Origin of the sequence: Candidatus Nanosynbacter sp. TM7-075 (genome assembly GCF_022828255.1) — a bacterium.
Lineage (GTDB): Bacteria > Patescibacteriota > Saccharimonadia > Saccharimonadales > Saccharimonadaceae > Nanosynbacter.
Map to the genome: position 1 here is coordinate 1 of NZ_JAJQJW010000001.1, position 15759 is coordinate 15759.

At 43.1% G+C, this 15759-nt stretch carries 12 protein-coding genes; 11 read left to right on the forward strand and 1 reads right to left on the reverse strand.

Features of this window, described 5'->3' with window-relative positions; all coding sequences use genetic code 11:
• The 3 genes from LRM42_RS00005 to LRM42_RS00015 form a co-directional block, all read left to right on the forward strand.
• On the forward strand, window positions 1-751 hold a 751-nt coding region (locus LRM42_RS00005; protein WP_275973054.1), incomplete at its 5' end, for a calcium-binding protein.
• A gap of 64 nt (window positions 752-815) precedes the next feature.
• Window positions 816-2957, forward strand: coding sequence for a type I secretion system permease/ATPase (locus LRM42_RS00010; protein ID WP_243816277.1), 2142 nt, complete (start codon window positions 816-818; stop codon window positions 2955-2957).
• Entirely contained in the window at window positions 2950-4305 is a 1356-nt protein-coding gene (locus LRM42_RS00015; RefSeq protein ID WP_243816278.1) for an HlyD family type I secretion periplasmic adaptor subunit, read from the forward strand. Before LRM42_RS00010 ends, LRM42_RS00015 begins: the two co-directional genes overlap by 8 nt.
• On the opposite strand, the gene LRM42_RS00020 is transcribed toward LRM42_RS00015, so the two are convergent.
• Window positions 4302-5705, reverse strand: coding sequence for a hypothetical protein (locus tag LRM42_RS00020; protein ID WP_243816279.1), 1404 nt, complete (start codon window positions 5703-5705; stop codon window positions 4302-4304). The genes LRM42_RS00015 and LRM42_RS00020 overlap by 4 nt on opposite strands.
• 84 nt (window positions 5706-5789) lie before the next feature.
• Here LRM42_RS00020 and pyk point away from each other — a divergent pair, with 84 nt between their 5' ends.
• From pyk to rsmA, 8 genes are all read left to right on the forward strand, one after another.
• A complete protein-coding gene (gene pyk, locus LRM42_RS00025; protein ID WP_243816280.1) occupies window positions 5790-7211 on the forward strand; it encodes a pyruvate kinase in 1422 nt (473 codons plus the stop codon).
• Window positions 7212-7222: 11 nt separating this feature from the next.
• Entirely contained in the window at window positions 7223-8461 is a 1239-nt protein-coding gene (locus LRM42_RS00030) for a phosphoglycerate kinase (RefSeq protein WP_243816281.1), read from the forward strand.
• 24 nt (window positions 8462-8485) lie between these two features.
• Complete coding sequence (gene tpiA, locus LRM42_RS00035) at window positions 8486-9244, forward strand: triose-phosphate isomerase (protein WP_243816282.1); 759 nt, start codon at window positions 8486-8488, stop codon at window positions 9242-9244.
• Between the two features lie 14 nt (window positions 9245-9258).
• Entirely contained in the window at window positions 9259-10497 is a 1239-nt protein-coding gene (locus LRM42_RS00040) for a hypothetical protein (protein ID WP_243816283.1), read from the forward strand.
• Between the two features lie 4 nt (window positions 10498-10501).
• Window positions 10502-12604, forward strand: coding sequence for an ATP-dependent helicase (locus tag LRM42_RS00045; protein ID WP_243816284.1), 2103 nt, complete (start codon window positions 10502-10504; stop codon window positions 12602-12604).
• Window positions 12605-12639: 35 nt separating this feature from the next.
• On the forward strand, window positions 12640-13830 hold the full coding sequence (locus LRM42_RS00050) for a resuscitation-promoting factor (protein ID WP_243816285.1): 1191 nt from the start codon (window positions 12640-12642) through the stop codon (window positions 13828-13830).
• Window positions 13831-13927: 97 nt separating this feature from the next.
• A complete protein-coding gene (locus LRM42_RS00055; protein WP_243816286.1) occupies window positions 13928-14947 on the forward strand; it encodes a resuscitation-promoting factor in 1020 nt (339 codons plus the stop codon).
• A complete protein-coding gene (gene rsmA / locus LRM42_RS00060) occupies window positions 14948-15733 on the forward strand; it encodes a 16S rRNA (adenine(1518)-N(6)/adenine(1519)-N(6))-dimethyltransferase RsmA (protein ID WP_243816287.1) in 786 nt (261 codons plus the stop codon).
• The last annotated feature ends 26 nt before the right edge of the window (window positions 15734-15759 follow it).

The window sequence follows — 15759 nt, forward strand, 5'->3', positions numbered from 1 at the left end:
ACTTTCCATTAAGGGAACCAACGACAAGGTAACTATTGCAAGGCAATTAGGTTACGGCGATAGCGCAGGTCAAAAAGATGCGCCAGGACAAGCAGTAGAAAGAATTGCCTTTGCTGATGGCACCATATGGGCACAGGATACCATCTACCAGATGTTACATAACCGTACTGGCAGTGATGGAGGTGACACACTTGTTGCTTACGACGATGGCGCTGTTGAATACCACGGCCTTGATGGCAATGACACCTTACGCGGTGGCATTGCTGACGACCTTCTTTATGGCGACTCTGGCGACGACTGGCTCCGTGGCGAATCTGGTAACGACACTCTCATTGGTGGCACTGGCGATGACGCACTCTATGGTGGTAAGGGCGACGACCTCTACATCTTCAACAAGGGAGATGGAGTAGACAGGATTTATGATATGAACGGTCTTGCTGATGAAGTTCGATTGAAGCATAAGTTACAGGATGTTATTTTTGAGCGGCGCAGTGACGATTTAGTGGTATATATGCCGGGATCTCTAGATTCAGTGGTAATTGACTCATGGTATCGAGGAGATAATTATAAGATTGAAACGTTTACATCTGAAGATGGTAAATTTATCACACATACACAGATCGAGAGTTTGATTCAAGCAATGTCTACTTTCCAGAAGGATACGGGAATGACTTGGCAGCAGGCATTGTCTAGTCAGTCGTCTCAAGTAGAATCTATAGTTACGCAATACTGGACAGCTCCAACCGCTTAAGCTTTGGTCTTTGTAAAATTTCTGCTACACTTTTGATAAAATCTGGTGGGCTTGGATTGCATATATGTCGGAGAAGTCACAAAAATCAAACTCAATAGACCCAGGCTTGTACTGCTTTATCACGATTGCGCAATTTCATGGTATTGCAGCTGACCCTGAGCAGCTGAAGCACGCCCTGGCATTGGAGGAGGGTATTGTGAATGAGGTTGATATGCTTCGTGTCGCCCGAACTCTGAAGTTAAAAGCTAAAATATCTACGGTGAAATATAAGCAGCTGGAAAAATTACCAATGCCAGTGATTGTTGGTATGAAGAAAGATAAGTTTGCTGTTTTGGCGCGCATTGACAATGGTAAACTACTTATACTTATGCCTGACGGTTCGTCACCTCAAATTGTCGAAAGAGCGGCGTTTGAGAAAGAATGGACTGGTCGAGTATTGTTATTTGCGCAACGATTTTGGAAGGATGTCGAGCGTAAGTTTGATATCAAATGGTTTATTCCGACGATCATAAAATACAGGAGGCCGTTATTAGAAGTACTGCTGGCGGCGTTTATTTTACAGATTATAGGGTTACTTGCACCGATTCTCACGCAAGTTGTGATTGATAAGGCGTTAGCACACCATAGCGTATCGACACTAGACGTGATTGTATTTGGGCTGATTGTTGTTGCGTTATTTGAGATGATGCTTGGCATTGCGCGAAGTTATATTTTTACTCACACCACGAGTCGAATTGATGTGATTTTAAGTTCACGGCTGTTTCGTCATCTATTTGCATTGCCGCTACGATACTTTGAGACTCGGCGCGTTGGCGACACGACTGCTCGGGTCATGGAGCTAGAAAAAGTCCGCTCTTTTCTGACAGGTGCGCCAATGACAACGGTTATTGATCTGTGCTTTATATTTGTATATATCGTCATAATGATATGGTATAGTACGACGTTGACCTGGGTTGTTCTAGCTAGCTTGCCAGTGTTCGTAATACTATCTGCTATTGTGACGCCTCTATTTAGATATCGGTTGGACGAGCGATTTAATACTGGCGCCGAAGCGCAATCATATCTGGTGGAGTCAATCAATGGAGCCCAAACCATTAAGTCTTTTGCGCTAGAGCCGGAACTGCAAAAGAAGTGGGAGGGGCGACTTGCTAGCTATGTTCGAGCTGGTTATAAGACATCAATTTTATCAAATAATGCCGGTATAATCGGTCAGTTTATTCAGAAGATTTCTGATATTGCTATTTTATGGTTTGGTGCGCATATGGTAATGTCTGGCAGCTTGACTATCGGTGCTCTTATTGCGTTTCGGATGCTGTCGGGTCGAGTGAGCGGGCCAGTGCTGCGGCTGGTGCAATCTTGGCAGGATTTTCAGCAAGCAGGAGTGTCAATTAAGCGATTGGGGGATATTTTTAATAACAAAACTGAACCAACTCTTGATCCGGCTAAATCTCGATTACCAAGCATAAAAGGCGACATTCGTTTTGATAAGGTCTATTTTCGATATACGCTAGATGGGCCAGAAGTGATTCGTAATGTGTCGTTTGGTATTCATCCGGGGACGGTTGTGGGCGTAGTTGGGCGAAGCGGATCTGGAAAGAGTACAATATCAAAACTATTGCAAAGATTGTATATTCCAGAATCAGGAAAAATTCTCATTGACGGGGTTGATATTGCGACAACTGATCCATCTTGGCTGAGGAGGCAAATTGGTGTTGTTCTACAGGAGAATTTTCTGTTTAATGCTAGCGTTCGTGAAAACATTTGTATACACAAGCCTTCGGCGAGCATGGAAGAAATTGTTCGTGTTGCAAAAATTGCGGGAGCACATGATTTTATATTAGAGCTACCAGAAGGTTATGATACGCAAGTTGGTGAGCGTGGTGAGGGCTTGTCTGGCGGGCAAAAACAGCGCATAGCAATCGCAAGAGCACTACTCCATGATCCAAAGATATTGATTTTTGATGAGGCAACTTCCGCGCTTGATTATGAATCAGAAAATGTCATTCAGAAAAACTTGAAACAAATTGTTGCCGGACGGACTGTTATTATAATCGCACATCGGCTATCAACATTGAAATCGGTTGATAAAATTATGGCAATTGACAAAGGGCAATTAGTGGAGTACGGAACACCTCGGGTGTTGCTAAAAAAGAATGGCTTGTATGCTTATTTGCATAATCAGCAAATGGGAGGTGAAGATGTCTAAGTTGTCAGCGTATTGGCAATATCGAGATCGGCGCTTGCAATATGAATTTTTGCCAGCCGCTCAAGAGATTATTGAAACACCAACCTCTCCGCTCGGACATATTGTTATTTGGATGACAGTTTTATTATTGATGACTGCTGGAGCTTGGTTGTATTTTGGAAAGTTGGACGTGGTTGTTTCAGGTCAAGGGAAATTAGCATCGGAAAGCGGTACAAAAATTTTACAATCGTCAGCGTCGGGAATAGTTGTTGATATAAGAGTGCGTGAAGGTCAGCGCATTAAAAAAGGTGATATTGTGGTTGAGTTAGATAAAAAAGTCGCCCAGCAGAATGTTGAATCGGTGGAGAAGACTTTAGCTATTGCTAAAATTGAGAGATCTATCGCAAAAGGAGTCTCGTCTTCAATTGTCATGGATGATATCAATAAGTCAGGTTTAACAGAGGAGACGAAGCAAAGTTTGATTGAAAAAATGCATGCGCAAAATGATATATTGGAATCCAGGAAGCTTCTCTCCTCAACAAATTTAACAAATCTTCAGAAGCAACTTTCCCAATTGGATAGTGTAGGCAAGGATCTTAATGATATGTTGACTAAGGATAAAGCTAAAGAGCAGCAGATCAATAAACTAATGGAGCATGGAACACCATTACAGCAAATACAGCTTCGTAGTGATCTTAATTCTGTAAGACAGAATATTGCTTCTCTTGAATCGTCGTTATCTTCACAAAAGCAGCAGATGACCCAGGTGGAGTCTACAATAGACAATGCGAAAAATCAAGCCGCAGTGAGCTTAAATGAACTTCGGGTGAGTAATGCGGCTACTGCAATCTCTCAGGATAATAAAATTATTGAACTTGAAAATTCTCTGACAAGAGCAAGGGTGGCATTAGAACAGACAACAATTGTGGCGCCAGTTGACGGCACAGTATTGTCGTTAAAGACAAATACCATTGGTGGCGTGGTGTCGGCGACTCAAATAATTGCCGAGATTACGCCGCTTGAAGAGTCGCTTGTTGTGGAGGCGTCGCTACAAAGTAGGGATATTGGTTTTGTAAATGTTGGCCAACGAGTTGTTGTGAAAGTGGATGCATATTCGTTCCAGCGATATGGTTATTTGAGTGGGACGGTTCAATCAATTAGCCCAGATGCGATAGTTAACGATAAATTGGGGCTAATATATCGGATTAAGGTTAAGCTTGATAGTCTAAAAACCTCGAAAAATATTGAGCTGAAAATAATTCCAGGCATGAATTCTGTTGTGGAAATAACAACTGGAAATCGACGAGCCATTGAGTTTTTGCTTGATCCACTGATCTCGCATGTTGATGGTAGTTTGGAAGTTCGCTAGTTGCTGTAATTATCAAAATATCTTATTGCCATTTCGCGTAGTAGTATATAAAGTTTTTCGAGTTGGCCATCAATACGAACGAATTTAGTTTTTGGATCTTTTTCACCAATCTCTATCTGGGACACAGTGCTAGTAAGAATACTTAAGAGAAATTCAACGTCATAACCTTCGCTATGCACAACTTGTTGTCGAGCTTTCTGTATTACTTTTAGCATTGTCTTATGATTTTCTATGCTTATTCCTAATTTTTCTAAGGCGATATTGAGAGACTGGTTGAAAGTTGGGCGAGTTAAAAGATGGTAGACTATGTTGGTTGGCTTATTGTAGAATTTTTTAACATTATCGTTAATATCACCGCTGAGCTGAATTAACTGAATAGCTTTTTCAATACTTTTAACTGTTTCATTTTTTGATTTTCTATGCTGCTTTTTAAGTTCGTTTTCTGCGATTCCTTCTGCAAAACTTTGAAGGGCAAAAATCAGATTTGCAATATTCATATGAAATACATTTGAATTTGTATGAAAACGGTAATCGATAATTCGCGTGAAAGCTAGCCCAATTTTACTATAAGACCCAAGAGTTTTTTGGCGGTTTGGGTTGATGAAAAAATGGGTCATTTTTATAAGAGTTAATGGTTTCATGGAGTCTTGTAGACTTATTGAGGGACGATATTTGGTTGGAGATATAGACTCTAAGTAGGGATTTGCGAGATGTAATATTGCAATTCCGCGCAAATCCACTGATTGGATAAAGCAATGCGTATTGTCGAAGTAGCTAATCCAATATAATTGAAACGCGAGAAGTATCTTACCGATATCAGTTATCTGGAAAGACCCTTTTGTGTGAGAAAAGGCGTAATTGAGGTAGGTCTGAAGGCGAGATTTGTCTGTGCTGATCGTCAATTTATTTGTGCGGAGGATCGAATGGGTTGATGATATGGTGAGATTAATATTTTTATAGGTAGCGTAACATATTCTAGAAGTGGCCGCCCTTTTAGTAATTGTACTGGTAATATTTTTCATGTCTACATTGGTGATTACGGTATCAGGTGCATGTTCTGCGTTAATGAGAATATTTATTGTAGTTGATTTTCGAAGAATTGATTCTATGCCAGCGTTGACTGGCCATTTTAGGTAGGCGCGAACATCATAAGCGGGGGTGTAAACAGAGTTTTCGCTAAGCTGTTTGCGGTAAAATGCAAAAGGCGTTACGTATTGTGAGCGAGTTTTTATGACGATAAATAACTTATTGTATGTGCCTGGGGCTGTTGTCGAAAGTTCTGCCTTAAGATGGTAATTGGCAGGGTCAAACTGACCAAATCCTTTAGCAACAATTTGCCTACCTACCACATCAAAATAATAGGCTTCACCAATTAAAATTTTGTCTTGAGGGTTTTGCAAGCTTATTTCCTGCTAATGATTATTGTCATATTATATTATATCAAGCATTTTTCATCACTGTTATTTCGTGGTATAATTTTAAAAATGAGTGATAATATATTTAAACGAACAAAAATATTAGCAACAATTGGGCCAGCAACGTTCAGCCAAGAAAAGGTTTACCAATTGTTGGAGGCCGGTGTTAATGGCATCCGTATGAACTTTAGCCACGGCGCTAATGAGGAGAGAATTGAGCAGATCGATTGGGTGCGCACAGCTAGTAAACAGCTGGGCAAGCCTGTCGCAATTCTACAAGATTTGCAAGGTCCGAAGATTCGCCTGGGCGTTTTGAAAGATAATATGCTGAATGTTAAGGTCGGCGATATGCTGGTCTTGGACTCAGAAATTAATGAGCATGACGGCAGCTTCAATTTGCCAGTGCAGTACAATTTGGCGGAGAAGATGAAAGTCGGCGAGCCACTTTACATGTTTGACGGCAAGATCAGGACGGTTGTGCGAGAAATTGTTAGCTCAACTGCAATTCGCGTAGAAGTTCAGAACGACGGTTTTTTGATGAGCCGCAAGGGTTTGAATTTGCCAGACACAGATTTTGGTGGCGACATTCTTACTCAGAAAGATATTAACGATTTGGAATGGGGCGCAAACCAAGATTTTGATTACGTTGCATTGAGCTTTATCCAAAAAGCTGATGACATTATTGATTTGCGTCGTCGATTGACAGACCTGGGTTCGACGGCCAATATTATTGCCAAGATTGAGACTAAGTCTGCTGTTGATCCAGAGAATTTGGAGGAAATCGTTAAGGCTAGTGACGGTATTATGGTTGCTCGCGGTGACTTGGCAGTGGAAGCTGGTGCGGAAATTGTCCCAGTTGTACAGCGCCGAATTATTGCCTTGTGTCGTAAATATTGCAAGTTAGTAATCGTTGCAACACAAATGATGGGTAGTATGGTTGATAATCCAGAGCCAAGTCGCGCTGAAGTAAGCGACGTTGCCAATGCTGTAATCCAAGGCGCTGACGTAGTTATGCTGTCTGATGAAACTGCCAATGGTAAATATCCTGTTGAAACCGTTCGCGCGATGCGCAAGACCATTATCTACACTCAAGAACACAGTGAAGTAATGTTGGTAGAAAAGGCTGAAATGCGTGAAAAAACTGACGCGATTTTAAGCTACACAGCAGCTCAATTGGCGAGGAGGATTAAGGCTCGAGCTATTATTGCGGAAACGCACACTGGCGCTACTGCAATTAATGTTGCCGCATATCGTCCGAACCTACCAATTGTTTGTGTAACCGAAGACGTGAAGACCGCGCAAAAGTTGGCGCTAAGGTACGCTTCTCGTCCATATGTTCGACCAAACGACTCAAATGCAGCAACTAAGCTAGCTGACGAGCTGAAACAAGAAGGTTATTTCGGCGCAGATCCAGTTACGGTTGTGCTTGTTAGTGGCCATAATCCAGAGCCAGGTAAAACTGACAATATCCAAGTCAAGACGTTGTCATAAGGAGAATTTGGGTGGGCAGAAAATTTCCGAAGCAAACAATTCGCGATGTTGATCTACGTGGAAAAACTATTCTTCTGCGAGCAGATTATAATGTGCCACTAACAAAGCGTGGTCAGATTTCTGATGATCTAAGAATTCGCGCTTCGCTGCCCACACTCCGATATTTGTTGGAGCAGAATTGTAAGATTGTTATCATGTCTCATCTGGGGCGACCAAAAGATAAGGATCTTAAGTTTAGCTTGAAAGTTGTCGCAGATCACCTATCCAAGTTGCTGAGCCGTCCGGTAGAATTGCTGGATGATTGCGTGGGTGAAGCCGTTCATCAAGCCGTTCGCCGCGCGCCACGAGGCAGTATTCTTATGTTGGAGAATTTACGCTTTTATGACGAGGAGGAGGCCGACGATTTAACATTTGCCAAGTCAATTCAGCGCGCTGTCCGAGCAGATTATTTTGTACAGGACGGATTTGCGGTCGCGCATAGGGCACACGCCAGCACTCATGCGATTACGTTGTGTGTTCCAGGGCTAGCGGGATTACTATTAGAAAAAGAATATGTAACTATCACTGAGGCGATGAATAATCCAAAACGTCCGTTGGTTGCGGTTATTGGCGGCGCGAAAGTTAGCGATAAAATATTACTGATTAAGCGTCTGATTAAAAAGGCAGATCGGATTTTAATTGGCGGCGCTATGTCAAACACGTTTTTACATTGTCGTGGGTTTAATGTCGGCAAGAGTGTGTTTGAGCCAGGAATGGAAAAGGTTGTCGCGGAAATTTATGATTTGGCGGCGGCTAAGGTCGGCGCAGAGAATGTTGACGATTTTTTGGTATTGCCGATTGACGTGGCGGTTGCGCCAGAGATTTCTAAAGATTTTCCTCGTCAAGAAGTTAATATTGATAAAATAAGAAACTCAGATATGGCGCTGGATATCGGAAGTCAGACAATTGAGAAATTCACGAAAATACTGGCCGGCGCGAAGACGGTTATTTGGAACGGTCCGCTGGGCTATGCTGAAATTGATAATTTTGCAATCGGTTCAGCGCGAGTGGCGCTAGCTATTGCCCAGAATAAAGGAGTAGTTTCAATAGTCGGTGGCGGAGATACGGCTGATTTTATATTGAAATGGGACGGGCATGACGGCGCCAATTTTACCCATGTTTCCACTGGTGGCGGAGCTAGTATGGCTTTGATGGCTGGTAAAAAATTGCCTGGAATTGAAAGTTTACTAGACGCATACGGTTTAAGGTGATAAACTAAGCATAAGGATTATCTCATGAGAAAAAAGTTAATCATTGGTAACTGGAAAATGAACTTCAATATGCAAGAGGCTAGCTTATATTTGCATAAGCTGATGAACACGCTGCCATCGCATAGAGATGTTGAAGTGGTGCTGGCGCCTACTATTTTGACGCTGCAGAGTTTGAGTTTGCAAATTAATCGTCGAATCGCTAAGTTGGCAGCCCAGAATTGCTATTGGCGAGATTCGGGGTCGTACACGGGAGAAATTCCAGCGGCGCATCTTCGTGGAATTGCTGATTATGTGATAATTGGACATTCGGAGCGTCGCTATATTTTTATTGAAAGCGAAAAAGACATTCGGCTGAAAGTTCAGGCGGCAATTCGAAATCGTATTCATCCGATTTTGTGTGTTGGCGAGACGATTCAAGAGAAGACTCTTGGTGAAACGAAGGATGTTCTAGCTGATCAATTGACTAGCGGCCTGGCTAACGTGACGGCAGACGAGCTGGATGAAGTAGTTGTCGCGTATGAGCCAGTTTGGGCGATCGGTACTGGCGACAGCGCTAAAGCGTCTGATGTAAAAAAAGCTACACAGATGATTCGACGACATATTTCTCATTTGTATGGTAAAAAAGCGGCGGAATCAGTTCGAGTTGTTTATGGTGGAAGTATTACTTCAATAAACGCCGCGGATTATTTGGCAATTGATGAACTTGATGGTTTATTAGTTGGTGCAGCCAGTTTGGATGCATATCAATTTAAGGAGATAATCTCGAAAGCACATAAAGGTTAAAAAATAGGGGGCATATGACAGATATTGATTTTGATGAGTTGGATAGAGCGGTAAGCTCTCTTATGGATAAGCAGCGAGAAAAGGAAGCTCCAGTAGTGGTTAATGAAAATAATAGCGAGGTTTCTGCGTCTGCGCCCGTAGAGGAAAAACCTGTATCAGAGAACTCTATTGGCGCTAGCTTTGCACCTCCAGTAACTCCATTTACGCCTTCGTCTGTTGCTTCTGCTCCTTTATCATCGATCTCTCGGCCTGAAGCAAAAAAAGAGCCTTCTAACGACGATATGACTCCTAAAGAGGTCAATAGTCCTACGAACGAGAAAGTTGCTAACGACTCAATAGCCAACAGGGCTCCCGGCATGGCTGCTAGCGAAGTCAAAGCTGCGCCAGTAATCGCGAGACGCTCGACTGGTCGTTTCATGGATGTTGTTAGACCTTCATCTGTCGGTGCTATCCAAAAACCTGCTGCTCCCGTTCCATCCCGAACTGGTACGACGATTCAGCCTTCGCCTGATTTGGTAGACGTGATTAGCACAAATAATAGGCATTCTGCGATAGGGAAAGAAATGTCTGATATAGTTTCTCAATCAGATAATCTTAGCGATACCCCTGATCTTAAAGACGTACACGATGAATCTACTTTTGCGGAGATTGAAGATATGCCTGCTGAGGAATTGTCATTGACTGATAAGATAGCGCAATCATTAGCCGTAAGTAATAGCGAAGCTCCTGCTGCACCGATGACTACGCCGTTGGAAACTCCGTTTATTGCTAATGTTGAAGTGGAGAAGCGACCGCTTGGTTCTGTTAACCAAACTATGACTAGCTCCGAGATGAATAGTGATGAAGATGCGTCTGTGCCTGCTGATTCTGAGGATATAAAATTGGAACATCAATATAATACCAATTTATCTAATTACAGCATGAGCGAAAATTCTTTGGGTGATGCGCCCGACTCGCCAATGGATTTGAGTCCAGAAATTATAGCAATTGAGGAGGCTGGCGTTCCTGAAGATTCAGACGATAAAATGTCCACTGACATTGACAGCTCTTTGATTGAGTCTTCCGAATTATCCGAAAAAGAAACTATGGATTCTGAGCCGGCACCGATGTTTGCCGCCGTATCTACAGAGGTCAAACCTTCAGCCGACAAAGAAAAGAAAAAGTCCGGATTATTGATAGCGTTGCTTATTGTTCTATTTTTGGCAATTGGTATGGCTGGCGGCGCTGTTTCGTACTTTTTGCTGATAAAATAGATATATGTCTAATTTTACTGACGGATTAAATAGCGAGCAGGCTCGAGCGGTGACGCACGCTGATGGGCCACTGTTGATTTTAGCTGGAGCTGGATCTGGAAAGACTAAAACTCTAACTCATAGAATTGCTTATTTGATTGGCAAGTTGAAAATATTTCCTAGTCGAATATTGGCGGTTACATTTACTAATAAAGCAGCGAAGGAAATGCGTCAGCGATTGGCGCAAATATTGGGTGAAGATTCTGAAAATCGGCAATTTATGCCGTGGATGGGAACTTTTCACAGTATTTGCGTGCGAATGTTGCGGATGGATGGTGAAAATATTGGTCTGAGCAAGCGATTCTTAATTTACGATACCGACGATCAAATAAGCTTGATGAAGCAAATTATGAAGGCTCGCGGCTTGACGGATAAAGATATTAAACCTCGAGCTGTACTTTCGGCTATTTCAAACGCTAAAAATGAGATGAGAGGTGCTGAGGATTTTTCGGCTTCGACTCGCGGTCCAAGAGAGCAGAAAATAGCTGAATTATTTTTTGCTTACGAAAAAGCCTTGAAAGATGCTTCGGCGTTGGATTTTGATGATTTATTGATAAAAACTGTGGAATTATTGAGAAATAAGCCAGATATTCGCCATAAATGGCAGCAGCAATTCGAACATATTCTGATTGACGAGTATCAGGATACGAATGCGGTGCAATATGCGTTAATTAAGTTGCTGGTCAATTCGCGTCGCAATTTATGCGTGGTTGGTGATGATGCTCAGTCGATTTATAGTTTTCGCGGGGCTGATTATACTAACATTCTCAATTTTGAGCGTGATTTTCCAGGTACGACGGTGGTTAAGTTGGAGCAGAATTATCGTTCGACTAGTGCGATTTTGAATATGGCAAATGCGTTGATCAGTCATAATATTCATAGAACTGATAAAAATTTATGGACGGCGAATGGCGACGGTGTTGAGCCAAAATTATGGCAATTATACAATGAGTCTGAGGAGGCTTTGGCGATTGCGAATGAGATTCAGTCGCAAATTGCGAACGGTCGTCAATATGGCGACGTGGCGGTGCTATATCGAACGAATGCGCAAAGCTACGCAATTGAGCGAGCCTTGCGTCAGAGCTATATTCCGTATAAAATCGTCGGCGGTTTGCGATTTTTGGATCGAGCGGTAGTTAAGGATTTATTGGCATATCTTCGATTGTTGTACCAGCCGAGTGATCGAGTTAGTTTTTTGCGAATTGTGAATACGCCAAAACGTGGCGTTGGCGCGGTGAGTATCTCTAAGTTTTTGGACTGGAATGACGCGTCAAGGCGAGATATAATCAGTGGTTTGTTGGCGGTTGAGGAGGTGGATACTTTGACAGCGCGTGCAAAACGTCCGCTGCTAGAGCTTGGTCAAAAACTGCACGATTTGCAGCAGGAAATTGACGGATCTCCGGCCGAACTGATTGAAAAAATTATGAAAATTACTGGCTATGAAGATTTTATAAACGACGGAACGCCGCAAGCTGAAGAGCGAATGGAAAATATCGGCGTGCTTTTGTCGGAGGCGAAGGCTTACGTTGACGTGGCGACGTTTTTGGAAGAGATGGCTTTGATGTCTTCGACGGATGCAGCTGCCGATCAACAAGTGACGCTCATGACGCTTCATGCGGCTAAAGGTTTGGAGTTTCCGGTGGTTTTTCTGGCGGGACTGGAAGAGGGGATTTTGCCGCACGCGAGGGTGTTTGATAGCGGCAACGCTGATGACGTCGAAGAAGAGCGCAGGTTGTGCTACGTTGGTGTAACTCGGGCGAGGGAAGAATTGTTCGTTAGCTGTGCTAGCTCTCGGACGCAATTTGGTCAGATCGGTTACAATATGCCATCGAGGTTTTTGGACGAGATGGGCTTGATGGCTGGTGGCGTTGATAGACCAGCTCAGCCGATGGTGGAACCTGATTTTTATTCGGAAGATATTGGTTTGGAGGTTGGTGATCGAGTTTGCAGCCCGAGTTTTGGTTCGGGGGAAATTATTGACAGCGAAGGGCTGAGTGTTACGGTCCAGTTTGACAATGGAAATATTAAGAAATTGAACGTCGAGTTCGCGCGCTTGGAGAAAATTTGATATAATAAGAATACCTGCGTTGTGGGTGTGAACTTATGGGTATAAGATTACAAGCAAAACATTACTCTAAGAAAATTACGTTCGTTTCTGGCGCGATATTGATGCTGGTTGGCGGTCTATTTTTTGTTAATCAAGCGTTAGCTGACGCTACTAAGCCAGCGACCAAGGCTGGCGAAAAGTTGGTAACGATTTACGACAGAGGCGCAGAAAAGACGATTGTTACAAAAGCGAGGACGATTCGCGAGGCTTTGAAATTGGCTAAGTTTTCTATTGACGAACGCCAAGACGTAGTCGAGCCGAGTCTTGATTCGGAGATGGTGGCGGAGAAGTACAATATTAACATTTTCCGCGCTCGTCCAATAACAATTGTCGATGGAAATAAGCGTCTAAAGGTAACTACCGCCGAGCAGACGCCAGCTTTGATCGCGAAGGTTGCTGGAATTGAAGTTTTTGAAGAGGACAAAACTACTTTATCCAATTCCGACAATATGGCGGTTGATGGCGCAAACATGGTGATGAAAATTGACAGAGCCTCGATGGTTAATTTTGTACTTTACGGCAAAGAATCTGTCATTCGTACACACGCTAAGACGGTTGGCGAGCTATTGAAAGAGAAGAATATAGACCCAAAGAAAGATGATACGCTATCTGTGGATCGTTCGGCGAAAATTATTCCTGGAATGAAAATTGAGCTTTGGCGTAATGGCAAGCAAACTATAACCGCAGAAGAAGACGTGAAATTTGAGGTTGAAAAAGTTCAAGACGCGAATCGAGATTCGGGATATCGCGAAGTAAAACAAGCGGGCGAGAACGGTAAGAAAAATGTCACTTATGAAGTTGAAATGAAGAACGGCGTGGAGGTGAGCCGCAAGGAAATTGCTAGTGTTGTGACAAAAGAGCCAAAGAAGCAGATTGAGATTGTGGGGACGAAAGTTAGCCTACCTTCTGGATCTCATTCGGATTGGATGTCTGCGGCTGGTATTAGCCCTGATGATTATGGCTATGTGAACTTCATTTTTACGAAAGAGTCAACTTGGCGAACGACGGCTAGGAACGGGCAATATGCTGGGCTCGGTCAGACGAATATAGATAAGCTTTCTCAGGCTTGCCCAAATTGGCAAAGTGATCCAGTTTGCCAGATTAGAGTTTTCAATAATTATGCCGTAAGTACATATGGTAGTTGGGCTGGTGCTTACAATGCATGGAACCGCAAAAAATGGTGGTAAACTAACGCTGGCGACGTAAGTCGGTTACAGTCTATAGATAAAAAGTGCTTAATTTGGTATAATTTATTTGACTAGGTTAACGAGTTATTATATGATTATGCGCGCAAAAGGTTTATTTTTTGGAAAAATTATTGGATTAGCCGTGTTAGTTGCGATTGCGACTCCAATGATTTCGTTTGCTGACGGAAAGACTTCTGGTGAGCGTTTAGTTCGTATTTATGATCGTGGTGAAGAAAAGACGATTATCACAAATGCATTGACCGTTCGGCAGGCCTTGCGTGCGGCTAAGATTACGATTGACGAAAAGATTGACGCGGTTGAGCCAAATATTGATATGGAATTGACAGGTGCAAAATACCAGGTCAATATTTTCCGCGCTCGTCCAATAACAATCGTTGATGGAAATAAGCGTCTAAAGGTAACTACTGCCGAGCAGACGCCAGCTTTGATTGCGAAGGCTGCTGGGCTTACTTTATATCGCGAAGATAAGACGCATTTTACGAATTCTGACGATCTTTTGGTGAACGGTGTGAGTTTGGTAATGAAGATTGAGCGATCAAAACAGCGAACGATAACCGAAGAAGCTGATGTTAATTTTGATATTGAGCAGATTAAGGACGATTCTCAGCCGATTGGATTTAAGAGTGTTAAGCAGCTTGGGGAAAAAGGTGTGCGGAAGGTGACTTATCAGGTTGAGGTAGAGAATGAGAGCGAGATTAGTCGTAAGGAAGTTGCTAGCGAAATCACAAAGCAGCCAAAGAAGCAGATTGAAATAATTGGCACGAAGCCAAAAAATCCATTGACGAAAAGCAAGGGCGCGCAGATATTTACCGATTCTAAGGGCGTGGCGCATCGTGAAACGTATTATGACTTGCCGATGAATATTGTGATAAAAGCTTGTGGTAGCGGCGGTACTTATACAGTGCGGGCGGACGGCGCGAAGGTTGATAAGGATGGTTATATTTTGGTGGCGGCCAATTATGGCAATTATCCACGATGTTCGGTGGTTGAGACCAGCATGGGTCTGGGCAAGGTTTACGATACCGGTGGATTTGCAGCCAAACATCCGCACGGATTCGACTTGGCGACTGACTGGACGAATGGAGATGGGCGCTAAATGGCTTCTTCTCATGGACCAAAAAAATCGCTCGGACAGCACTGGCTGAAGGATCCGGAGATTTTGGCAGATATTGCTGAAGCGGCTGAATTGACGGGCGATGATGTTGTACTGGAAATTGGACCAGGACTAGGCACTTTGACTAGTCGTTTATTGGCTCGGGCTAATTCGGTGATCGCCGTGGAATTTGACGCAGATTTGGCACGCAAGTTACCAGGGCAGTTTCCTGGCAAAAACCTGGAAGTGTTCAATGAAGATATTTTACAGTTTGATCTGAATCAATTGCCAAAAAATTACAAAGTCGTAGCTAACGTCCCGTATTACATTACCAGCAAAATTGTTGAAAAATTGATGACCGCGGAAAATAAGCCGAGCATCGCGGTGCTGTTGGTGCAAAAAGAAGTTGCCGAGCGAATTGCGGCAGATCCTGGAAATATGAGTGTTCTGTCTGTGAGCGTTCAGATTTTTGCCGAAGCGGAGTTGGATATTGAAGTTCCTAGGCAGTTTTTTACGCCACCACCAAAGGTTGACTCGCAGGTTGTAGTTTTGAGGACTTGCAATAGTCCCTTGATCGCTTCGGAAGATCAGAGGGATTTTTTCCGCATTGTTAAGGCTGGATTTTCTGCAAAGCGCAAGAAGCTGCGCTCTAGCCTGAGCGGTGGGTTGGGAATTAATAAGAGTGTGGCGGAAGAACTGCTGAAAAATGCAGGAATTTCACCAGATGCTCGCGCTGAAGATTTGGCGATTGAAGATTGGAAGAGGCTACTGAAAGAGTGGCGGAATTAAATAAGAACGACTCAGTGGTTTTAAAC